This is a genomic window from Planktothricoides raciborskii GIHE-MW2 (genome assembly GCF_040564635.1).
Lineage (GTDB): Bacteria > Cyanobacteriota > Cyanobacteriia > Cyanobacteriales > Laspinemataceae > Planktothricoides > Planktothricoides raciborskii.
The window spans coordinates 152468-177335 of the sequence record NZ_CP159837.1; the positions used below are offsets into that span (position 1 = coordinate 152468).

Sequence of the window (24868 nt, forward strand, 5' to 3'; positions counted from 1 at the left end):
AACTAATTACTTTGGTTGTGAGCTAATCCACTCCAGAATTTGATCGACCTTCTGTTGTAAAGTGGCAACATCAACAATGACCTTACCAATCCCCACATTTTCATCTTGAACCTTAAACTGACGCACATCCCGACCAAAGCCCATGAGTGCTGGACGTTCCACATAAGTGACACGGTGCAACACCCGCCAAGTTTTGTTAGGTTTTCCGGCTTGCGTTTGACGTAAAGCCCGTGCTTCTTCGTCATTGCTTTGCAACCATTCGGGGTCAACCACATAGTTAAAGAAGTCTTGGAAATGTTGGGTACTTGCTTCCAGATAGAAACTCATAAACCGATAACGGTCAACTTTTTCCCCTGGCAGGATGGGGTTATCTTTATAGTCCGTCACCCCCTTATTTTCCATGCCACTCAAGTCGATATTCAACTCCAAACCCTTACTACGAGTTTCGGTTTTACTCATGGTTTGAGTCATGTTAACAGTAGCTTGAGCGGTTAGTTCTACATCCACACCTCCCACGGCAAATTCAGTTTCAACCCCTAACCCGGCACTAAGGGAAAAAGAGCCTCCAATGGTATGCTCTACAGTATTAGCAAAGCTTTGGGCTTCAGTTCGCAGTCCACCGTCAGCATCCCAGACGTAGGTGTTGACGATATTGCGCTTGCCTGCTTTGATTTGGATATCTTCCATCCGTTTCTGCCAGCCAGCAAAACTTTCCACGGCGTGTATTTGTTTCTCTTGGTCAGTAATTTTACTTTGGATTTCCGCCTGTTTAGCCTTGGTAGCAGCATTTGTTTTCTTAGAAGCCTCCTCCGTTTCTGCTTCAAATTGTTTAGCCTTGTCCTGTTCGGATGCCGCTTGTTCCTCCGCAGTCATCTCGGTGCTGGGTTTATCTTCTTCCCGTTGCACTCCAATGGTAGTGGGTACATCGCCACTCTCAATGTTGCGGTCTAAAGACATTTCATCGATCATCCGCACATTAAAGTTATTGAAGTAAGATTGCCGTTGTTGATCCTGCTTTTCGATTTGCCGTTTGAGTTCGTAGGCTTCTTGCAAGCGATAATAGCTGGCGGGATAGAGAGAGCCGTATTGACTACGCATTTCGGGAACGTGCTTGAAGAAGCGATCGCTAGTGGCACTGCTTCCGGTCATCCCATCCAAACTACCATTCATGGTGTAAGCCGGATTCATCAAGAAAGTGATGGTGTTGACATCTGGGGGAATACTATCCACAGGCTGTACTTGGTAGCCCACCATTTTCTTACTACGGGCTAACCGGGTGACAAACACATCTGCTATAGCCGAGACCACCAAAGCATAGCCGATATTTTTGGGAATAAATCGGTTGCCTAAATGGGGGAATTTAGGATCAGCTTCCGGTGTACCGCGCAATTCCAGTTTATCGGTCATACTCAGGGATGAACTAGAGGTGATGCTACTCTCATTCTGGAATTGGTAGGTGAAGTCCAAGTTACCTTTGAAACCAACCTTGGCACTTGTCTCTATTGAGGCTCCGATACCCAGAGGTGCAGCCATTACAGACATTGCTCCTCCCGCACCAATGAAGGTCTCAGCAGTCGCCCCTAAGCCACTATCTTGCGATCGCGTCCAATTAAACTCCACATCCTCAGACATGACTAATTCCACGGAAGTCGCACCGTTATAATCGTCCGCTAAAGTGAGATTTTCACTCGGTACAGGGGGTGGTCCTTCAATGTAACCGAGCAAAGTGGGAGCAAATTGGGAATTACCAATCCATTTTAGTTCTAAGGTTTCGATCCGCTTGTCCGGTAATAGGTTCACACCGTTGAGAGCAGGAGACGCAAGCAACCGCCGCATCAGCGCCGCTTTTTTGCCGGTCGCGGGATCTAAGCTAATCGTGCTATATTCTGCACTCACCAAAGAACTGCCAATCACCATCAAGGGACTAGAATTATCTTGGGCGATCGCCGCTTCGGTGATAGTGCCATGATTAGTCCCAACCAAATCAAAGACTTTTTTGGTCGAGCCTTCAAATTTAATTTCATCTAAAGGCAAATAAATTGCCAAACCCGACTCTTTACCCGTCAGCCGTTGATTCAAATCAGCCTTAATTTCTGCTTCAGTACGCACTCGATTCCACAAACGGAATTCAGCCATTTGCCCGTCAAAATAAGCATCAGGCCAGTTACTCCGTCCGATATAATTCAGCGTGCGGTTCACGCTATTGGGGAGTTGAGAAGTTCCCGACTGAATTAGCTGACCGTTCTTGTAAACTTTGCAACTACCAGAAGGCTCAAGGGTGACGGCAATGTGCATCCATTTTTGCAGTTCTAGGAAATTAGCAACTTCTACACCCAAAGAAGCTGTTCCCCGATAGACGTGGAATCCCAGTGTATTAGTCGTGCCTTTATTGGCCAAGAGAATGTTCTCTACACCAGCACCATTCCCGAAATCGAAGATTCTCGACCAACTTTTCAAGCTGTTGTAACGCACCCAGACTTCTAGGCTAAATCCTTGGGAGTAATTAATGTTCATCGCCGGAAAGGTGATGTGATCGTTGACCCCATCAAACTTCATTACCTTATTACCCGGTTTGTCCTGACTCCCAATGGGTGCAGCACAAGCCCACCAAACCGGATTAGTCATCGTCCCCTGGTTGCCCTTACCCGTATGGTCACGGACTTCAGTGCCGGTGGCTTCATTCATAGGATAGTAAGCCAACAAACCGGATTCATTACCAGTAATCAGGGTTTTGCTATTAACTTCAACTTCCTCATTACTGAGGGCAACTCCCCAAATGCGAACTTCTACGACTTTGCCAAATTGCTCGCCTTGGATCACAGGAGTCAGAGATAGGGCTTGATCCGTCACGTTCGTGGCTTCAAACACAGTGCCATGATTATTAGCCACTAGGTCTAAAACTTTGCCGCCTTCCAGCTTATTCAGGGGATAGTAAGCCACTAAATTTGCTTCTTTGCCAGTCAGTCGCTTACGCATATCCGCCTGAATTTCTGCTTCGGTACGGACGACTTTCCAGATCCGAGCATCGGCGATTTGACCCTTGAAACAACAAAAGCTTGCATTATCTAAACAACCCATGTACAGAGGTGTTTTATCCACAATCAAACTACCACCTGTTGCCCCTTGTGCGATCATTTTGCCATTAATGTAGGTTTTGGCCGTGGTGCCATCGTTGGTAATGGCGACGTGATTCCATTGATTCCAAACGATCGAACCATTCGGTGTATCAGGGGCTCCGGCATTGGTTGATGATGGAGTGTGGAAACGATGGTGAATGAATCCATTACGGTTTAACCAAATATTAAAATTACGACCGGGTTTGCCGATGATTCCTTGCCAGTCAGCAACCGGATTCTCAGGTTTAATCCAAACTTCCACACTGTAGGTGCTAATCTGCAAATTAGGATTATCCGTGACAGTTATACAATCATTCACCCCATCAAACTTCATCACCCCATAGTCAACGGGTTTGTTAGCAGCGAGATGATTATTCCCGATCGCATAAACATCGTTAGAGACTTTCAAGTTTGCTTTCTTGATATCTTCCACCTTTTGTTTGGCAGCAGCATCGGTGGGGTTTAGATTCAGACTCGCTTCGGCATCCTTTACGGCTTTCGCTTTAATATCACCCACTTGCTTGCCGTCAATGTAAAAGCGGGTGGTATCTCCTTCCCCTACGGCAGTCAGATGATGCCAGCCGGTCGATAACGACTCCATATTGAAGCCACAATCGTAAAAGTATTGTGTCAGTGGATCATTAGTCAGGTAAATCCCTAACTTTTGGTCACGACTGACGATAATATTATGATCTGCATTTTGCCCCCGAATCAGAGTATTCCATTGTGCTGTTTCTGGTAACGGATAGCAGAACCAAGCCTCGATACTCCAGTCCGTAGAAAGGTAAACTTGTTGACTCAATTTAACAACACTATTAGCATTGCTAAAGTTTAAGCAGGCGCGTTGAGCATCGGGAAGCCATTGCTCAAAAGCAGTATTACTACTGTCGGAAGTGGCATCATAATTGGTTAGCCGCATCCGCCCTTGGCTGTCGAAATAACTGAGTTGTACGTTACCTTCGCAGGTTTCAATGGCATTCAAGCGACTGGCGGGATTCACAAAACCAAGCCAAGCCCCTTGGGTAATTAAACCCTTGTCATCTTTGGCAATTTGAGGCATCGCTTGGGGCGGTAGTTGGGTGCTTTTTACTCCATTAATGAAGTTAGTATTTAAGGTGTTTAACTCAGTCTGAATTGTGACTATTTCTGCTTTGACCACATCCAAACGACTTAAAAGTGCCGCTTTTTTCGCAGATTGATCTCCACTGGCTAATTGTAAGAGGCTCAGTTCATTTTGCAGCTTGGTCAACAGTTGTTTGGCAGATGCCAACTCGCTCTGTTTACTATTCCAAGCTGAGTAAGCGTTGCTAATATTACTATTGCTTTCTCCGCCAATGGGAATAATTTTCCACTGTTGATTTACCCCTGTATGTAGATCCCAAATACAAACGCCATAGTCACCACCGCCGCGATCTAATGCTCCTCCGCTTTGGTGAAGAATTAAATAATAGTCCCCTGAAATTTTTTGGGGTTTCCACTCGAAAAATCCACCACCATTCGTGCTATATACTTGGGTCTTTAATCCTCCATAGAGTGCTCGGTTTTCATACATTGAGACAATCTGATAATAGCCGTTACCTGTTGCCACAAACTTGAAGTAATTATTCGAGTAGTAAGGATTGCCATTAGCCCCCACATCAGCATAAAGAAGTTCCGAGGTTTGTGTATAAATACGAGCAATCCAACCCTCATTAACTCGGCAAACCAGTTTACACCAGTAGTTTAATGGACTCTGTTTTTCGGCTTCATAAGTCGTTTGACATTGAGTTACTTCAGTTTGCAGATTGTTAATGATTGTCTGTTGTTTGCTAATTTCAGTATTTTTAGCGGTTATGGCTGCTTGTTTGTCCGTGTCAGAAAGACTCAAACTAGCAATCTCTAGTTCTAGCTTCCGTTTTTCAATCAGTAGAAGTGCTTCCTGTGGCTCCTTCAATTCTATCTGCTTCAGGGCTACAGCTAACTGTGCATGATTGTCCGCTAAAGTTGCCAAGTTTACGGTGTCGGTATATTTAGCCTCAGTAATACTGTCAGACACTAAGCAAATTAGCTGTTTGCGAATTTCCAAATTTGTCCAACTGCCTTTAATATTACCAATCCCAAAAGATCGGACTAAAGACACCCCATCGGGTACATTAAAGCGGCATTTCGCTTTATACCATCCCCCACCAAGATTAGTAAATTCGGTGGCATTTGCTGGAATATTCAGCCAATCTATAGCACTACGGTTGTTTTTGCCTTTATAGATTATCTGAAAAATCTTGCCACCCTGCCCATCTACATTATTCGGATCGACAGCCGGATTCACTTTGAACTCAAATTCTTCTTCGTAGGTCGCATTTTCTGAGACAGCAAAAAGTTCCTCATTTTCGTATTTAATTGCCGGAGTAGTTGTACCAGGAAGGTTGCGAGATAGAGTAGCTGCGCTCACATAAGCACCGCCATAAACTACGCCATCATTGCCATTGACGGAAAAATCGATAACTTTTCGCTCTTTTCCTTCTTCCGCCACTGCACCGAGTCGCCAGTAACCCACTAAACCTAATTCTTTGCCAGTAAGTTGCAGATACATAGAATTTCTGATCTGTTCTTCTGTGCGGGCGACTTTCCAGAGACGAACATCGGCTATAGATCCTTTGAAGAAACTACTCGGAGGATTGGCAAATGCTCCAATGAAAATGTTGCGATCTGTGGTACTAACAAGAGGAACACTTGTTGCTGACTTGATTAGTTGACCATTCTTATAAAGTTTCATCGTTTGAGTGGAACTATCATAAGTCAGAGCAACATGAATCCAAGTATTTGCCGTGAGAGGAACTGTGTCTTGAACATAAGACCAATTACCATTATGTCCGGCTGATAAGATGCCATTAGGTAGGTAAAAAGCATGGCTACTATAACCAGAGATAATGTTGTTGTAAGGAGCCCCAGATTCCCATTTAATCCAAGCTTCTTTGGTGTAGGAATCAGCTAGAATACCACTTCCACAATCAACATAATCATTCACCCCATCAAACACCAAACCCCGCCGTTTCTGGGATTCCAGTTTTAGATTAACTGCGGTTCCGGCTTGCCATTTAATATCATCAAGGGTGAAGGTTTTATCGTCAATTTTCTTAACGGTGTAAGTCCCGTTATAATCTCTGGTGTCAAGAATCTGGAGAGATTCCCCATCATTTAACCCGTGATTTTTGGCGGTAATTTTGATGTTGCCTGTGTCCGTGATTTCATAAGCGGTGATCATACCGTTAAATACTAACCCGCTTTCTTGTTCTGGTATTACTTCCCAGTTTCCTAATCCGGTGGTAGGAGAGGCAATTTCAAAGCTATCATCATCAATTTTGGTGATGGACTGTTGAAAAATGTTGTAATTTTGCGTCCCACTAATCTTAACTTGGTTAGTGGTCTCAAGATTAGTATCAGTTGACGAAACGACATTCACGCCATCATCTTCTCCCTGTTGTAAGGCAGTAATTTGTCCTTGGGGAGGTGGGTTGGTTGTGCCGATCGCTTTGACGTTATCTAAGGTATTTAACGGCAGCAAGATTTGACGAATGGTATTACGCCAAATTTTTGAGGTGGGATTCTCTGAAATTTGCGATAATATCCCATCACCGGCGATCGCAAAACTAAAGGCAGCCACATTACCATTGCTAGTAGGAATGGCTAACATCACTTTGGTACTCTCGCGCAGTAGTTGCATCCCGTCGTCGGTTTGCTTTTCCCGTTGCACGTCGTATTTAGTGGCGGTTAACCCGTTGACTACACTCACATTCCCTAAATCTAAGGTGCGTTTGATAATCCCCGCAATGCTACGGGGAATCAGATTATCGTTAGATTCTTCAAAAATGGTGTAATCTTGAACATCAAACAGCCCTTCGTCAGAGACGCGCATTGTCGTTAATTCGACTTTCTGGGTTTGGCTGTTGTAGGCAAAAATATGCCAGCGATAGACATCATTTTCAATCGTGGGAACTAAAACAACAGAAAACCAACCCTTTTGCAGGTTATTAATTAAACATAATTCGGTGGTGGGTTCGTAGAAAAAGTTACCGTTGGCATCACGAAAGTCCAGGGTGTCTATATTAGTGAGTCCACTGGCTCCTTTTTTCATGTTTTTGCTGGCTTCGTGTTTCTGGCGACTACGCTTAAACCGCACTTCTAGTTTACGATTGAGCTTATTAGTCATCCCATCTAACACAAAGCGATCTACCAGCAGGGTGTTAGTTTTGGACTGACGGAATACATAAATGTGCCCCAAGGCAGAAATCAGTTGTACTGGGGCAACGGCAGTTTGGTCAAAGGTTTTGTAGCAAGAACGCAGGACAAAACTATTGGGATTGTTTCCATCGGTCAATTCTGCGGTTTCTTGGTCGATGACCGACTGATCATCATCTTCATTCGGAAATTCTAACTCTTGCCACTTTTCCCAGCCGGTTCTTTGATCGGCGGGTGTGTTGAGATAGCTGTCTTCAAATCCGTCTTGTTTGACGCTGTACCAAATTTTCCCATCCGCATCGGTAGCAACGATTACTACTTTGCCTTCGTGGGCGATGGTATTAATATGTTGGAGCTTTTCTTTTGTTAGGTACATAGATTCTGGTTTTGTGGAATATCGGCTAATGCCGCATATCTAACTTTTCTAACCAAACCTGCCTCGCCCAAGGTGGTCTTGGGTTTGTGCGTGAAGCGAAGCGATCGCGCCACAGAATCGCTAAAACTATCCCTGGTTGCGTGCGATTCCGGGAAGCGGATCCCGATCACTGCCTCGTGAGCAATTCTGGATACATCATATTTGCGTCTGATATCGCTTCGCGCTGGTATCTTTGCAAAAATACTTAATATATACTCTGAAAAATATCCAGATTTTTTTTATTCACCCTTTTTGGTTCCCTGTCTCTCGTTCCCTGTTTCTCGTTCCCTGGGTTAATTCTTACGAAGATAGCCTTAAATTTATCAAATGCCTAAATTATTTAGATTTTCTTAATAATTTAGGCAAAACTGAGAATTTAGGTAGCCTTGCAGTTTTGATAAATAAAACCGTATTTTTGTCAAAATCATAAATTAAATATTTTTACCCACGAAAATTTTACTGGGCATGACATAACGATTTTTCCCATCCAGGCAAAAACCTCTACAAGATTAGTCCAACACGGGAGAGGGCGAAATCGTATATTCCATCACAGTGGAATGCAAGAACAACTGGGTCACTCCGAGGCGATTATTATTGATCCGATTGAACCAGAACCTTTTGCGTGGGATTCCGCGAAGCGGAATCCCTTGCGGGAATCGCGACTATGTAATTCTGCTTTCAGACTGGACTTTTGAAAATCCCCATCAGATTATGAAAAATCTGAAAAAAATGGCGGCTTACTACAACTATCAAAGGCGAACTCTCAGCACTTTCTTTGAAGATATCCATTGGCGACAAATGCGAAAGTGCTCTGTTGTGAAGTGCTCTCTATGAAACTGCGCCCTTGACCCGAAAATGGGCATTGCTTACTACAACCTGGGACTGGTACAACAACAGCAGGGAAAAATTTCCGAGGCGATCGGGTCATACCGCCAAGCCATGCGACATAGCCCAGATGCCCCAGAACCCGGTTACTATCTCGCACTACTTTATTTACAACAAAACCAACTCCGCGAAGCCGAAGATGCATTGAAAAAAGTGCTGCAAATAGCGCCCAACTACGCCGAAGCACATTATCATCTTGGTTTCGTTTTTTTTAGTCGAGGCAAACTCGAAGATGCTTTAAACGCCTTCCGGCGTGCGGCGGAGTCCAACCCCAACTATGCCAATGCATACTATGGTGCTGGTTTAGTGTTTTTACGGCAAAACCTATACAGTGATGCAGTCCGGGTCTTAGAATACGCGAGGGATCTCTACAGTCAGCAAGGCGCCCGGGAATGGGCTAGAAAAGCCGAAGAACTGATTCAACAAGCCCGGAGTCAACAATAAACAACAATAAAATTGTTGTTTATTGTTTGTTGTGGGTTATTCGTTATTTGTGATTAGAGCCAAATAACGAATCACAAATAACCTATAACATTAAAACGGCCAAACTTTTCTCCACCAGGAGTCTGAATTTTTGGGAATATCCATTTTTTCGCGGATTTCATTAATATCCCAATTGGTCAACTGGGCTAAAGTTTGCGCCTCTTGTTCATACCGTTGGGGTAAATAGCGTTGATATTCTCGTGCTTCCTGACATTCCGCTTTTCCCGTAAAAGGATGACGCAGAATATAACGACCTTGGAACCATTCTTGATTTCCGGTTTCCTGAAACATCAAATCTTCGGGAAACTTATTGCGACTATACCGCACATGAATTCGGCTGATAAATACATTGCTTTGGTTGGGATTGTCCAGCCAAAATACTCCCGCTTGCCGGAGTTCTTCTGGACTCAGCGGATCGGCAGAACAAGGGTCACAACTGGCCATGTCCCAAGCATATTCCAAAAAGGCTACTTTTCTGTCTTCCCGCTGATAAGCAGTTTGAAACATATCCTGATAAAATTCGCCAAATTCATTTTTGACAAATAGAGGAATTTCTGCATCAGAAGGAATCTTCACAGTCCGATAGTTTGTCACCTCGGCTTGCCCCCGTGGGGACAGAACATAAATGATTAAATCTTGCTCACTGGTGGCATTCATCATCCCTAGACGAATTGGCAACATGAATCGAGAAGATTCATAAGCAATTTGCAAGGGTCGCAGTAGTTTATAACCGGATTGGGCAAATTCTTCTAAATTGACTTTGGCGACAAAGAATTTCATATTTTGCCGAATATAAGGTTGCAGTAATTGTGCGGCACCTTGGGGCAATTGATACCCATTTTGTCGTAACCAAGTTTCTAATCCATTAGATTCAGTGGCGCTCAGAATTAAAATGTCATATTCTCCCGCAGTAAATTGGGCTTCGATGGTGACTCCTAAAGCGTCTTCTCTATATCTACTTTCTGCTTGAGATATCCCCCCTGAAGGAGCCCGTAATATATCTTCTTCGAGATACCTCATGCAAGGATCTGAGTCAAAATATTCCACTAATCGTGGCGCACTAAACCCATCAAGTCTTTCAATAATTGCGGGATTACCAACATTGACTTGTTCCGGTTTTAATACTACTGGAACTGGCACAACTAGGGCAAAGTCTTTGACTTCTCCTTGATAGTCATTGGCCATTGTCAGAATGTTGCGATCGCCATCTCTGGTAATAATCACTTGCGAGGCTTGGTTATACAGTTTAGTATCCGCTTTGGCCACATAAAAGCCACAAAATGCCTGGGCAGGATTCGCCCAAGCAAAAAGAGCGATCGCTACTAAGATTAACCCGATAAAATTCCTGAGTAATTTCATAAATCCTCTTGATCCTAAACTCATCTTCACAATTATAATTTGGTATAATTTGGTAGGGGCGAAGCATTCGGGCGAATAATTGATTTCTCCCAACCGATAATTTCCGCCCCGAATGCTTCGCCCTAAGCATTCGGGCGAATAATTGATTTCTCCCAACCGATAATTTCCGCCCCGAATGCTTCGCCCTAAGCATTCGGGCGAATAATTGATTTCTCCCAACCGATAATTTCCGCCCCGAATGCTTCGCCCTAAGCATTCGGGCGAATAATTGATTTCTCCCAACCGATAATTTCCGCCCCGAATGCTTCGCCCTTACGAGTAAATTTCTCCCATCGGGCTATGCCTAATTTTCCACCAATTAAATCGCGGAGCATTCCACAGATAATCTAACACAAGCGTTAACGGAGACAGGGTAAACAATGCCCAAAATACAGCATCAGACATGAAAAAGTAATTTCTCAAAACAAAAGTTAATATCGCAAGACTCACCGCCCAGATAATCCGACTAATTCGAGCATTCGGAATTGAGCGCGGATCGGTGATCATAAACAGAGCAAACAATAATAATGATCCGCTCATTAAGCGATGACACAGCACATCAAGAGTCCAGCCTAACCAAAAATTGCGCCCCACTTCTAACAGGGCATAAACTCCCAGGAAAGTTGCCGTAGTGTCCCAGCGTCCCACCCGTTTTAAGACCAGTCCTCCGGCACCGACAAATAAGAATAAATACCACCAATCTTCTCCCCATTGTCCGGGAGAAACCCAAGCATCTTTGGTTAACAGCAATGCGGCAATAATGCCAAAATTAGCGGGATTAAAAAAATGCTTGTGATTGAATTGGAAAATAAATTTACTGGCAATAGCCAAAAAAGCCGCGATCGCAATTGTAGTGTAATTGTCTGCCCGTAACAGCAAAGATAAGCCTAAACCCGTGATTAGCGCACTTTTCAGGGAGGCTAACACTGAGAAATTATCAGTAAAGTGGTTATAGCGTTTCCCAGATTGATGATTTGTAGAGTCAAGACCTGTCATTCCCGCGAATCGACCTGTCATTCCCGCGAATGCGGGAATCCATGACTTTTGCGCCAGAAAAAATGACCCATAACCCATGACTAACTGAGTAGCCAAGCAAGTGGCGATCGCCACCAAAATAAACTCAGGTCGAATCGTCCAGTCTCGCGTTCCAATGCCTAAAACCAAAAATAACGATAGAAACAGAATTTGATAATCTCGGGCATCTTTGAAAATCATAATTTAATTGTCATCGGGGTAATTTTTGATTACAGATTGACTCAGACCTCCAACGGTTCCTTTGTAACAAAAATGTTACATGAATCACCATTTGTCCCAATCCTCGTCAAAATCATCAAGAACAAATTGAATCCATTACCCATTTCATCCTGATTTCATATTTGGATGGCACCATAGATAATATCTGGCACATCCAAACCCTAACCAGTCACCAATCATCGTTATAGCGGTTTTTATTGGATGAAGTACAGAGGTTTTCTGGATTCCCGCGCGGGAATGACAGGTTTTTTTTGTAATTCATAACTCCAAAAATTGCTATAAATACCAGTTATTCTCAATAGTCACTCATCAAATATGATCAACAGACGTAAATTCCTTTATTTTACTACTGGGTTGGGCATGGCATTAGGATGCAAACAACTGATTCCTGTATATGGGCAACAACCCGGTGATATTCAGCCATCATCCGCAACCCATGAATATCCTGATCTGATTGAACTTTTTATTCAAGAAACACCCTTCACCATTGGCAGAAAAACCGGGACAGCGGTAACGGTTAATAACGTATTACCCGCACCAATTATCCGCTGGAAAGAAGGACAAACCGCCACCATTAAAGTCACCAATAATCTAAAAGAAGACACTTCAATTCACTGGCACGGTATTATCCTCCCAGCAAATATGGATGGGGTGCCAGGGATTAGCTTTGCGGGAATTAAACCAGGACAAACTTTTACTTATCAATTTCCAATTAATCAAAGTGGGACATATTGGTATCACAGTCACAGCGGAATGCAAGAACAACTGGGTCACTACGGGGCGATTATTATTGATCCGATTCAACCAGACCCTTTTGCGTGCAATCGCGACTATGTAATTCTGATCTCAGATTGGACTTTTGAAAATCCCCATCAGATTATGAAAAATCTGAAAAAAATGGGGGCTTACTACAACTATCAAAGACGAACTGTTAGCACTTTCTTTGAAGATATCCATTGGCGACAAATGCGAATGGATCCGACAGATATTGCGGATGTTACAGGTGCAACCTATACCTATTTAATGAATGGTTTAGCACCCGAATCAAACTGGACAGGACTATTTAAACCCGGTGAAAAAGTGCGACTCAGATTTATTAATGCTTCAGCGATGACCTTTTTTGACATTCGCATTCCTGGTTTAAAAATGACGGTCATCCAAGGAGATGGTCAAAATGTCCAACCTGTCACCGTAGATGAGTTTCGTATTGGTGTAGCAGAAACTTATGATGTAATTGTTGAACCCCAAGATGAGCAAGCCTACACTATTTTTGCTGAAACAATGGATCGCAGTGGTTATGCTCGCGGAACTTTAGCCATTCGTCAAGGGTTGAGTGCAGCCATTCCCGATCGCCGCGAACGTCCTCTGAGAACAATGGCAGATATGGGAATGGATCATTCCGAACATTCCGAACATTCGGGACATAATATGTCTGGAAATTCCGAACATTCGGGACATTCGGGACATTCGGGACATGATATGTCCAGTCATAGCGAACATTCGGGACATTCGGGACATGATATGTCCAGTCATAGCGAACATTCGGGACATGATATGTCTAGCGAAGATATGCCCAATTTTGACTGGCAAATAAATGAATCCAGGAATCATGGTCGGGGTCAAGCTGGTACACCAATGATGGTAAAAAATCGGTTGAATGAGCCGGGAATTGGCTTAGAAAATACCGGAACTCGCGTATTAGTTTATACTGACCTCCGCAGCGTAGCGCCCCGTGAAGACCAACGCAAGCCGGAACGAGAAATTGAGCTACATTTGACCGGGAATATGGAACGGTATATGTGGTCATTTAATGGCAAAAAATATTCAGAAGAAAAAGAAATTACTTTTTATTACGGGGAACGACTCCGTTTAACCTTTGTAAATCAAACAATGATGGAGCATCCGATTCATTTACATGGAATGTGGATGGAATTAGATAATGGGGCGGGAGAATATAAGCCTCGCAAACATACGGTGATTGTTAAACCTGCGGAAAAAATGTCTGTGGAAGTGAATGTGGATGCGCGAGGAAAATGGGCATTTCACTGCCATCTAATGTATCACATGGAAATGGGAATGTTTAGAACGATCGCAGTTGTTGACCGTGCGGCGGAGGTAGGCTAAGTGAAGGGAAAACAAATCAGTATTTGTTTGAATGTAATCTTAAATCTAATCGGCATAACCGGCACTTTAACTTTAGCCAATATTTTGGCTTATCCTCTGTCAAGTTACGGTGAACCAGCTAAAGAATTGGATAATTTTTATCCAACTTTAGAGTCATTGGAGTCAACGGAGTGGCAGTTTTCCCAGTCCCACGATCACTCAGATCATCACTCAGATCATAACTCATATCATCACTCTAATAATCACTCCGATCATAACTCTAATCATCACTCAGATCATCACTCAGGAGAACATGATTGGCCCGAACCCATCCATGATAATCACACCTATTCGTTAATATTGCTTGAGCAATTGGAATATCGAGCCAATGAAGGGGAAGATTCATTAAATTGGGATGCGGTCAGTTGGGTGGGTGGAGACTATGAAAGACTGTGGATTAAAACCGAAGGAGAAGTCGGTTTAGAAGATGGCAATGGTGAAGCTGAACTTCAACTGCTTTACGGTCAATTAATCACCCCCTTTTTTGATGGACAAGTGGGTTTAGCCTATCAGCAATTGTATGGCGATACTTCCAAAGGACGTGCTTTTGGCGTGGTTGGAGTCCAAGGAATGCTGCCTTATATGGTTGAAACCGATGCCGCTATTTTTATTAGTCACAAAGGGGATATTTCCGCGAAATTATCCGCCGAAAAACAATTGCTTCTTTCCCAACGGTTAATTTTAGAACCAAAATTAGAAACTCATTTGGCAATTCAAGACGTAGAAGAGTTTGGGGTCGGTTCAGGAATTAATGACCTGGAATTGGGCTTACGCTTGCGCTATGAAATTAATCGGGAGTTGGCGCCGTATATGGGCATTAACTGGACGCGCAAATTTGGCAAAACAGCGGATTTTGCCAAAGAAGAAGGGGAGGCGGTGGATAATTTTGCTGTAGTTGGGGGACTGCGGTTAATGTTTTAAATAAAATGTGATTAATGAAATGTGATTAATAAAATGTTATTAGCTGACTTTCTGTTTTCTTGATCTAATAATTTCCTGGCGTTAGACGTAGGGGCGGTTCGCTTTCCCGCCCCTACAAGCATCTGGTGGTTTGGCATATGTAGTGGCGCAAGCATTGCGCCTCCTGATAATTGTATCAACCTTAATTTAAATCAATATAAATCTAGGTTTTTTTATAAAAAAATAATATATTTAATAATTAGATTTATTACGGCGATGTTCTTTATATAAATGAAATAAAGAAGTGCTACAAGATGTGGTGATAATTAATAAAATAATCGGCAATAAATATTTATCGATATCTTCACCAATTAAATTTCCTAAAGAATATCCGAGTAACGGCATTCCAAAGCCCCAAACGACTCCCCCACCCACGTTATAAATTAAAAACGTCCGGTAGTTCATTTCCGCAATGCCCGCGACAATACAGCCAAAAGTCCTAATAATGGGCAGAAATCTGGCCATTAAAATAGTTTGTTTGCCGTGCCTTTCATAGAAGTTATGGGCGGTGATTAAATGCTTTTTATGAAAAAACCAAGAATCCTCTTTGGTAAATAAGCGGCGACCAAAGCGATGACCCGTGGCATATCCCACATTATTCCCCAGTACCGCACAAACAAATACTCCCATTGTCAGGACGCCAATATTAAATAACCCTTGGGAGGCAAAAACCCCAGCGGTAAATAACATACTATTTCCAGGCAATAATACCCCAAAAAATAATCCGGTTTCGACAAAAACAATCGTCCAAACTCCGAACAAGCCAAAGGTTTTAATCACTGCTGGCAAGTCACTTAAAAGACGGATTAAATCTCCTAGTTCAGATAGCATAATTGGGTTTCCCTGGTAATTAATTGGGGCTGGTTGTAGAGACGCAAAATTTCCTGTTTATCCCGTTTCTATATAATTCAATTGCGTCTCTACCGAGCATAGTATCTGATACCTGATAGCTGTTAGCTAAAAGTGATGGGTGATTATCTGCCCAGCCATGCTTTAATGATGTCGAGCAGACTGGATCCACCAAACCAAAGGGCAAACAGGATCGAGGAAGTCAGAGTCAGTCCCATCAGACAAACGACTAAACCTGCCAGGGTAATAGCGCCATCGTCATCCATGAGGCCAAAGCCGGTGAGAAATATTCCCATTGCTGGTAGGGTGTTGGTGCCGGGGATGGGTATCATCATGGAAATGGCCATGAGGGAAATTCCCAAACCCATGATAATTCGCCCGCTTAACCCCTTGCAAATAAAAGTTAATCGAGGACGACAAATGATCTCAAGTTTTTGCAACCAAGGCATTCCTGCTTTGACAAAACCTTGTACGGTCTTGAGATCCAAGGAACGAAGCATAATTTTGTTCGGCAGCCAAGGGGATTTGCGACCGCTGATTAATTGTACGGCCAGTAAAAATAGCACTAATCCAAAGGGAGTGGAATAACCGGCGGCAGGGAGTGGCAATGCAGAAGGCAAAGACAGCAGCACAAACAAAAACCCAAAAGTTCTTTCCCCAGCAAGCTGCAAAATATCTGCGAGGGTGACTTGGGGCGATCGCTCTTCTTCAAAAAAATACCGTTGTAATTCAGTGGAAAGTTTAGCCACAGGTGACAGAAACCTAAAAGTTTAAAGGTAAAAGTTTAAGGCATTTTCAGGCATTTTCAGGCAAACATCAGTAATATAAACAATGGGTGAGCGATCGCCCACCCATTGTTTATTTCTGGCGGCGTTTCTTAGGTGCCAGCAGTCCAGGAGTTCATATAAGAAATCTGTTCAGGGGTCAAAGTATCAATGGTAATGCCCATTGCCTTCAACTTCAGACTGGCGATTTCTTGATCCAATTCTGTAGGAATGGAGTGCAAACCCGGTTCTAACTTGCCCTTGTTCTTCACCAGATATTCGCAAGCTAAGGCTTGGTTAGCAAAACTCATATCCATCACGGCGCTGGGGTGGCCTTCGGCGGCGGCCAAGTTAATCAAGCGACCTTCCCCTAAGACGACGATGGATTTACCGGATTTCAGCACATATTCTTCGGTGAAAGGACGCACCGTCCGCACTTCAGAGGACTTGCCTTTCAACGCTTCTAGGTCAATTTCAATGTCAAAGTGACCAGAGTTGCAAACGATCGCCCCATCTTTCATCACGTCGAAATGTTCGCCACGAATCACGTGCTTGTTGCCGGTGACAGTGATGAACATATCCCCATAAGTGGCGGCTTCGGCCATTGGCATCACTTGGAAACCGTCCATCGCTGCTTCGATCGCCTTCACCGGATTGATTTCCGTGACAATCACATTGGCGCCCATGCCTTTAGCCCGCATAGCGGTGCCTTTACCACACCAACCATATCCGACCACGACGATAGTTTTACCCGCCAGGAGGATATTGGTTGCCCGGATAATTCCATCGAGAGTAGACTGACCTGTACCGTAACGATTATCAAAGAAATGCTTGGTGTCCGCATCATTCACGTTCATCGCCGGGAAAGAAAGCACCCCGTCTTTGAACATGGCTTGTAAACGGACGATCCCGGTAGTAGTTTCTTCCGTGGTGCCGATCAGATCCGCGATTTGATGTTGCCGTTCTTGGATCAAGGTAGCGGTCACGTCACTGCCATCATCAATAATAATGTTGGGTTTGTGATCCAGGGCGATATGCACGTGACGGTGATAGGTGGCGTTATCTTCCCCTTTGATCGCAAATACGGGAATCCCTTCATCTACCACTAAGCTGGCGGCTACGTCATCTTGGGTGCTCAGGGGGTTGCTGGCAATGAGGACGGCATCAGCACCACCGGCTTTGAGGGCGATCGCTAAATTAGCGGTTTCCGTGGTGACATGGCAACAAGCCACTAAGCGGATACCGGCAAAAGGCTTTTCTTGGGCAAAACGTTCTTTAATCAGTTTAAGAACAGGCATTTCCCTGCCTGCCCAAGAAATCCGCTGTTTCCCCAGAGGCGCCAAGGAAAGGTCTTTAACTTCGTGGTTTAATTTCGTTGCGGTTGCGATCATCGATTGGTTGTCCTTTACAACTGAAATTTAATTAGTCAACCTTTCTAGTTTAATTCATTAAATCAGAATCTTGTTTTGTTGTTAATTATATTCTGTTGCGTATCTGTTATATTTTATGCAACTGATTCTCCGCTTTTTGGCGGCGACCCGCATTAATAATTAATAATTATTAATTATTAATTGCTTCAAATAACGAACAACAAATAACCAATAACAAATAACCAATAACTATTTTTTGTTAAATTTCGTAAAAATTAGGTTGGCAATAACTTTTAAAGATTTATGATCGACAGCGATGGCTCGATCGCCAAAAACCAGAGAAGCGATCGCTCTTCTTCGGGGATCTAGTTCAAGGACTGGAGTTCTCCTCAGATCCCTGTGGTAGAAGAAAAGCTTTCGGTTAAAAAAACTCATCACAACTAAAGGATCGATCATGGAACAAACAAATGCTGCTAAATTATATACAGCCGTGCAAGAACAACAAGCGTTAAGCGAACAAAAAGAAGCGGCAGAAAACATCCAGGCTTTTATAGAAATGGCTGAACAGCGCGGCTATCATTATACGGAAGAAGAAATTAAGAGCGAACTCAGTCATTTATCAGAAGAAGAATTAGCTTCTTTGCAAAATCCTGGTGTTGGCCCCAGACACCACCTGTTACCCCGATAAATGCCCGATAAATGCCCGATAAATGCCCGATAAATGCCCGATAAATGCCCGATAAATGATTGCTTTGCCGATCTGCGTCAGCAGTTAGCTATCAGCTTGTAAAACTTTTTTAGGAAACGGCGATCGCTCATATTACAGCAGTGAAGCCGTGAGCGATCGGGCAATATTTGCCTGAATTACGGGCAACTGATACCCACCACCGTCTTCACGGGGGCAGGCTTCAAAATAACCAAAAATATCGGTTTTTTTCAGGATATTTTTTTTGATATATTAATCTTGAAAGCAAAACCTATTTTTAGAATATAAATTTATTTTAGGTATAAAAAATTAGCTTTTTAGCTTCCTATTTTTCAAATATTATACGCATCTAATTTTAAAATTTAGCCTCAAGGCATAACCAGGCATTCAGCCAAAGTTACGGGACTGGCAACCCCAATCAAAAAACCATTTTCAATCTGGGTAAAAATCGGGCTAACCAGAGGTAAAAAATATGGGTTTTCCTCCACGAAATAGACAACGGGTGCTGTATCCAAAAATAGCCGCGATACCCCTAATAAAGCTTGGTTAATTCTCATTCTTCTCCTCGGAGTAATTTTTCCCGATGTTCATCTCCTTCACGCCGAGTTCGTGTCACCCATTCCTGGGCATCTTCTCCGAAAAAGGGATACTGCACCATCCCCCGAAACTCACTAATTTTATGTTTCCGCTTCGGTTCTGCGGGGGCAGACTTCATCTGTTCTGCCACCTGTTGAATTAACTCCAACCGCTCATCATTAGAAAGCTGTTCTACTTGTTTTAAGATTGCTTCGAGTAAAGGACTCATTGCCGTCATCTCCTGAATTTTGCCTGGTTATTTTTATGATATAATTTAGATCGGTTTTATGGTTAGCGTGTATTGCCCTAAAACCCTAAAAAAACGGGTTTATTAATTACAGCGGTTTTCAGATTACTAAACCACGATCGGGCGAAGCATGACCGTATTTATATTAATATTTTCAGCAATAATTTGTCTGCGGTCATGCTTCGCCCCTACAAATTATTGTGGTAGATTTAATAAAAAACCGCTGTAAGAGTTTGCTGGAGAAGTCAACTTAACGCATAAAGCCGGTTTTTTATACGCGCAAATCAGTGATTTTTTTTATTTAGAAATCATTTCAGAATCCCTAGCATCCGCTTGAATATTTTGTAAGCGCTTTAAGTCGGCATAGCTAATAATTGCAGCTATAGGTTGACCGAATTTTTCAATTAAAATTTGCTCGCCATTGTCACCAACCAGGGCAATGAGTTCGCCAAAGCGTTCTTGAGCCTGAGTTAAATCTAGTTTATTCATATTTTTTGAACATATAAAAGTCTCGTTATTTTAATATAGCGTCTCGTCTATAGCAGTCCTAAATGATTTATACCTCACCCCCATCCCCTCTCCCTTTCTGGGCCGCCGACGGTTAGGGGTGAGGGCTTATTTCACGATTGATTTAGGATTGCTATAGTCCACGTCACCCAGTCTCGGAAAAGCGCCCCTAACCACTTCTGGCCCAAGAGGGCGCAAGAGGGCGCAAGCATTGCAGGCGCTTTTCCGTACAGCCCCTACATAAAATAACGATTTTTCCCATCCAGGCAAAAACCCCTACAAGATTAGCTTAAAAAGAGGGGTTGGGGCGATCGCGCCGGTTGGCTGCAATCTCTTGAATCGTCATTTCATTGCTAAAATCAACTAAAATAAATTCGTTCCTCTACTTGCCTCAAAGAGATGTCCAGTTTCCATGACCCCAAATTTCTCGACGAACTCTACAACGTCTTTGAACCTTTTAATCCATTATCACCGGGAGACCCGCAATATGTAGACTGTCGCGAAGTCCGGGGGGATGGGGATATTTTAGAGGAATTGGGTAATAAAATTCGTCGATCGCAGCGCATGACTTGTCAACTCTATGCGGGACATCGTGGGGCGGGGAAATCCACGGAACTGCTACGTCTCAAGCAATATTTGGAACAAAATCAATTTTTAGTAGTATATTTTGCCGCCGACGAAGCGGATATTGATCCGGAAGATGCCGAATATGCGGATATTTTACTCGCTTGTACTCGCCATATTCTGGAAGACCTGAAAGATATTGCTAGACCAGATCCATTGACAGAATGGTTGCGGGGTCGGTGGCAAGAATTAAAAGACTTAGCCCTCACCGAGGTCAAGTTTGAAACCTTATCGGTGGAGGGACAAATTGCCCAGTTTGCCAAACTCACCGCTAATTTACGGGCAGTTCCTTCTCTACGGCGCCAAATTCGCGACAAAATAAATCCTTATACGGTCACGTTGACTCAAGCATTAAATGAGTTTATTGCCGAGGCGAAAAATAACCTGCCCAACGGCTGTGAAAAACTCGCGGTGATTGTGGATAACTTAGACCGGATGGTTCTCATACCCCAGGACAATGGACGGACTAACCATGAGGAAATTTTTATTGACCGCAGCGAACAACTGCGATCGCTAGATTGCCATTTAGTTTATACGGTGCCCATTTCTTTGGTGTATTCCCGTCGGTCAACAGATTTACGCGATATTTATAGCGACCCCCAAGTATTGCCGATGATTATGGTGCAAAATCCTGATGAGACAACTCATCAACCAGGGGTGGATAAATTAACGGAAATTATTACTAAACGAGTCGAAAGAGTGGCTAAAGCTGCTTTAGAATCAGAAGTTTTGACGACCGAGATTTTTGAAAGTGCCGAAGTAGTGCAACGGTTATGTTTAATGAGTGGCGGTCATGTTCGCAATTTACTCCTATTAATTCAAGCAGCAATTAATCGCACGCATCAGCTACCGATTTCTAAGAAAGAAGTCCAACGGGCGATTACCGAAGCGCGAGATACTTATCGCCGTACTGTGGAACATGATGAATGGCAACTTTTAGCCCAGGTTCACCGCAGTAAGCAAATTATCAACGAAGACCAAACCCGCAATTTATTATTTAATCGCTGTTTGTTGGAATATCGTTATTTAGATAATGATGGAGAGTTGCAACGATGGTCTGATGTTCACCCGTTAATTAAAAATTTGCCCGAATTTAAAGCAGCAGTGGCAGCGTTGGAAAAATCGTAAAACTATATCTTGTAGGGTGGGCAATAAACCATAATTAGGAGATAAAATTATCCGGTTGATAAAATTTGCCCACCATACACTGTGTTCTCTGTGCCTCCGTGGTTCATATTTAATGTAATTCACAACCATGAATCCTGAAAACATCGATTGGGAAGAAAATTTACCACCCCCAACCCCAGAAGAAGAAACACAAGCATTAATTAACGCGATTAGAAGATCGCGAGGATTTCGGCTGCTATTTGTCCAATGTTCTCCCCAAGCAGGGCAAAAAGTGATTGAGAAAGTTAAACAAGAATTACCCCAGAAAAAAATAGCGGTTTTGTCTTTGGATGAAACGCGAGATAAATTATATCCCTTGGTGGAAGCGTATCAAGACCAAGAAGTGTTATTCATTCGGGGATTAGAACATTCTTTATTAGCTTATGAAACGGAAAAAAGAACCGAAGGCTGGAATACTGAGGAAATTTATTCTTATAGTTGGCATGGAGTGCCCCGAATTCTGAGTCACTTAAACCAACAACGGGAACAGTTTAGAGATAATTTTCCCCTCTGCTTCGTTTTTTTGCTGCCTCGGTTTGCCATTGACTATTTTATTCATCGCTGCCCCGATTTTTATGATTGGCGATCGGGCTGTTTTCAGATATCTTCAGATGATGCGGATTTAAGAGAAACTTCATCCAATTTATATAATTGGGTATTCAGTTTAAAGCCTCAAGCACGACAACAAGAAATCTTAAATATCCAAGCCCAACTCAAGCATCAGTCTTTACCTTTACCAAACCAAGCTAATTTATCTCTTCAACAAGCCCTATTACTTCACCTGGAAGACCGCTACAGTGAGGCGATCGAATCTTACGACAAAGCCCTACAAATTAAACCCGATGACCAGGCAGCTTGGCACAACCGGGGCATTGCTTTGGGTAAATTACAACGCTACAGTGAAGCCATAGAATCTTACGAGAAAGCCCTAGAAATTCAACCCGATTACCATCAAGCTTGGCACAACCGGGGCATTGCTTTGGGTAATTTACAACGCTACAGTGAAGCCATAGAATCTTACGACAAAGCCCTACAAATTAAACCCGATGACCAGGCAGCTTGGCACAACCGGGGCATTGCTTTGGGTAAATTACAACGCTACAGTGAAGCCATAGAATCTTACGAGAAAGCCCTAGAAATTCAACCCGATTACCATCAAGCTTGGAACAACCGGGGCCTTGCTTTGGCTAATTTACAACGCTACAGTGAGGCCATAGAATCTTACGATAAAGCCCTAGAAATTCAACCTGATGACCATGAAGCTTGGTACAACAGGGGCCTTGCTTTGGATGATTTACAACGCTACAGTGAGGCAATAGAATCTTTCGACAAAGCCCTAGAAATTCAACCGGATGACCATCAAGCTTGGTACAACCGGGGCAATGCTTTTTATAATTTACAACGCTACAGTGAAGAGATCGAATCTTACGACAAAGCCCTAGAAATTCAACCCGATTACCATCAAGCTTGGTACAACCGGGGCAATGCTTTGGATAATTTACAACGCTACAGTGAGGCCATAGAATCTTACGACAAAGCCCTAGAAATTCAACCCGATTTACATCAAGCTTGGAACAACCGGGGCAATGCTTTGGATGAATTACAACGCTACAGTGAGGCGATCGAATCTTACGAGAAAGCCCTAGAAATTCAACCCGATTACCATCAAGCTTGGTACAACCGGGGCATTGCTTTGGGTAATTTACAACGCTACAGTGAGGCGATAGAATCTTACGACAAAGCCCTAGAAATTCAACCCAATTTCCATGAATCTTGGCACAACCGGGGCTATGCTTTGGGTAATTTACAACGCTACAGTGAGGCCATAGAATCTTACGACAAAGCCCTAGAAATTCAACCCGATTACCATCAAGCTTGGAACAACCGGGGCATTGCTTTGGGTAATTTACAACGCTACAGTGAAGCCATAGAATCTTACGACAAAGCCCTAGAAATTCAACCCGATTACCATCAAGCTTGGTACAACCGGGGCATTGCTTTGGGTAATTTACAACGCTACAGTGAAGCCATAGAATCTTACGACAAAGCCCTAGAAATTCAACCCGATTACCATCAAGCTTGGTACAACCGGGGCATTGCTTTGGGTAATTTACAACGCTACAGTGAGGCCATAGAATCTTATGACAAAGCCCTAGAAATTCTACCCGATGACTATGAAGCTTGGTACAACCGGGGCATTGCTTTGTTTAATTTACAACGCTACAGTGAGGCCATAGAATCTTACGACAAAGCCCTAGAAATTCAACCCGATTTCCATGAAGATTGGTACAACCGGGGCATTGCTTTGGGTAATTTACAACGCTACAGTGAGGCCATAGAATCTTACGACAAAGCCCTAGAAATTAAACCCGATAAGCATGAAGCTTGGTACAATAAAGCTTGTGCTTATGCTTTGCAAGAGAAGCTTGAGTTGGCAATTAAAAATCTAGAAAAAGCCATTGAATTAAGTCCTGAAGAATATCGAGAAATGGCTCAAAATGACGCAGATTTTGATCGGATTCGGTCTGATGCCTGGTTTCAGGCATTGTTAATGGGAAATCATTAATTCTCTACGGACAAAATCCCTCTTTGTGTCCTCTGTGTCTCTGTGGTGAATTATCCAATCAATTTTATTTTCCCATAGCGGGAAGATTCACCACAGAGACACAGAGGACACAAAGAATGTCTGTAGTCTGTAGGGGCCAAGCATTCGGGCAAGAATTTTCGGTTTTGACAATTGATTATATGTCCGAATGCTTTGCCCAGGGACATTCTGGGTGTTGACCAATAAATTCTTTGCCCTAATTTAAGTAGGTGAACATAATTAATTGCACTTTTCGTTCCCCAGGGTAAATCCTTGGATTCCCGCCTGCGCGGGAATGACAGTTTTTCTTCTGATCTGGTCTGTGGTGCATTTATTTCTGCCCGTCTACTTAGGGCGAAGCATTGGGGCCGTTAATTCTGGGTGTTGACCAATAAATTCTTTGCCGTGAATTAAGTAGGTGAACATAATTAATTGCACTTTTTGTTCCCCGCCGATAGGCTGTGGATTCCCGCCTTCGCGGGAATGACAGTTTTTCTTCTGATCTGGTCTGTGGTGCATTTATTTCTGCCCACCTACTTAGGGCTTTCGCATTCGGGCAGTTAATTCTGGGTGTTGACCAATAAA

At 43.2% G+C, this 24868-nt stretch carries 14 protein-coding genes; 6 read left to right on the forward strand and 8 right to left on the reverse strand.

Annotation, left to right across the window (positions count from 1 at the left end):
- Positions 1-6 precede the first annotated feature (6 nt).
- Positions 7-7707 carry a LamG domain-containing protein gene (locus ABWT76_RS00540; RefSeq protein WP_190879011.1) on the reverse strand — a complete coding sequence of 2567 codons (7701 nt, stop codon included), beginning with the start codon at positions 7705-7707 and terminating at the stop codon, positions 7-9.
- An 894-nt stretch (positions 7708-8601) separates the two neighbouring features.
- On the opposite strand from ABWT76_RS00540, the gene ABWT76_RS00545 reads away from it, so the two are divergent.
- Positions 8602-9075 carry a tetratricopeptide repeat protein gene (locus ABWT76_RS00545; protein WP_354635474.1) on the forward strand — a complete coding sequence of 158 codons (474 nt, stop codon included), beginning with the start codon at positions 8602-8604 and terminating at the stop codon, positions 9073-9075.
- Positions 9076-9165: 90 nt separating this feature from the next.
- On the opposite strand, the gene ABWT76_RS00550 is transcribed toward ABWT76_RS00545, so the two are convergent.
- A complete protein-coding gene (locus ABWT76_RS00550; RefSeq protein WP_354635475.1) occupies positions 9166-10473 on the reverse strand; it encodes a DUF2330 domain-containing protein in 1308 nt (435 codons plus the stop codon).
- A 312-nt stretch (positions 10474-10785) separates the two neighbouring features.
- Positions 10786-11727: an RnfABCDGE type electron transport complex subunit D gene (locus ABWT76_RS00555; protein ID WP_354635476.1), complete on the reverse strand. Its 942-nt coding sequence runs from the start codon at positions 11725-11727 to the stop codon at positions 10786-10788.
- A gap of 354 nt (positions 11728-12081) precedes the next feature.
- On the opposite strand from ABWT76_RS00555, the gene ABWT76_RS00560 reads away from it, so the two are divergent.
- Together ABWT76_RS00560 and ABWT76_RS00565 are read left to right on the forward strand one after the other, a co-directional pair.
- Positions 12082-13890 carry a copper resistance system multicopper oxidase gene (locus ABWT76_RS00560; RefSeq protein WP_190879001.1) on the forward strand — a complete coding sequence of 603 codons (1809 nt, stop codon included), beginning with the start codon at positions 12082-12084 and terminating at the stop codon, positions 13888-13890.
- Positions 13891-14850: a copper resistance protein B gene (locus tag ABWT76_RS00565; RefSeq protein ID WP_199317385.1), complete on the forward strand. Its 960-nt coding sequence runs from the start codon at positions 13891-13893 to the stop codon at positions 14848-14850.
- 231 nt (positions 14851-15081) lie between these two features.
- On the opposite strand, the gene ABWT76_RS00570 is transcribed toward ABWT76_RS00565, so the two are convergent.
- The 3 genes from ABWT76_RS00570 to ahcY all read right to left on the reverse strand — a co-directional run bounded on the left by ABWT76_RS00570 (position 15082) and on the right by ahcY (position 17893).
- Positions 15082-15720, reverse strand: a complete 639-nt coding sequence (locus tag ABWT76_RS00570; RefSeq protein WP_054467830.1) for a DedA family protein — start codon at positions 15718-15720, stop codon at positions 15082-15084.
- Between the two features lie 143 nt (positions 15721-15863).
- Entirely contained in the window at positions 15864-16487 is a 624-nt protein-coding gene (locus tag ABWT76_RS00575) for an exopolysaccharide biosynthesis protein (RefSeq protein ID WP_054467828.1), read from the reverse strand.
- A gap of 128 nt (positions 16488-16615) precedes the next feature.
- Complete coding sequence (gene ahcY / locus ABWT76_RS00580) at positions 16616-17893, reverse strand: adenosylhomocysteinase (RefSeq protein ID WP_054467826.1); 1278 nt, start codon at positions 17891-17893, stop codon at positions 16616-16618.
- 433 nt (positions 17894-18326) lie between these two features.
- Between ahcY and ABWT76_RS00585 the strand changes: the two genes are divergently transcribed.
- Positions 18327-18560 (forward strand): Nif11-like leader peptide family natural product precursor, encoded by a 234-nt coding sequence (locus ABWT76_RS00585; RefSeq protein WP_054467820.1) that lies wholly within the window; start codon positions 18327-18329, stop codon positions 18558-18560.
- Positions 18561-19131: 571 nt separating this feature from the next.
- Here ABWT76_RS00585 and ABWT76_RS00590 read toward each other — a convergent pair.
- Positions 19132-19383: a hypothetical protein gene (locus ABWT76_RS00590; RefSeq protein ID WP_354635477.1), complete on the reverse strand. Its 252-nt coding sequence runs from the start codon at positions 19381-19383 to the stop codon at positions 19132-19134.
- Between the two features lie 315 nt (positions 19384-19698).
- Positions 19699-19890: a type II toxin-antitoxin system prevent-host-death family antitoxin gene (locus ABWT76_RS00595; protein ID WP_354635478.1), complete on the reverse strand. Its 192-nt coding sequence runs from the start codon at positions 19888-19890 to the stop codon at positions 19699-19701.
- 417 nt (positions 19891-20307) lie between these two features.
- Here ABWT76_RS00595 and ABWT76_RS00600 point away from each other — a divergent pair, with 417 nt between their 5' ends.
- The gene (locus tag ABWT76_RS00600; RefSeq protein WP_354635479.1) at positions 20308-21660 is read left to right on the forward strand and encodes an ATP-binding protein; all 1353 of its coding nucleotides are present in this window, start codon (positions 20308-20310) and stop codon (positions 21658-21660) included.
- Positions 21661-21787: 127 nt separating this feature from the next.
- Positions 21788-24265 carry a tetratricopeptide repeat protein gene (locus ABWT76_RS00605; protein WP_354635480.1) on the forward strand — a complete coding sequence of 826 codons (2478 nt, stop codon included), beginning with the start codon at positions 21788-21790 and terminating at the stop codon, positions 24263-24265.
- Positions 24266-24868 lie beyond the last annotated feature (603 nt).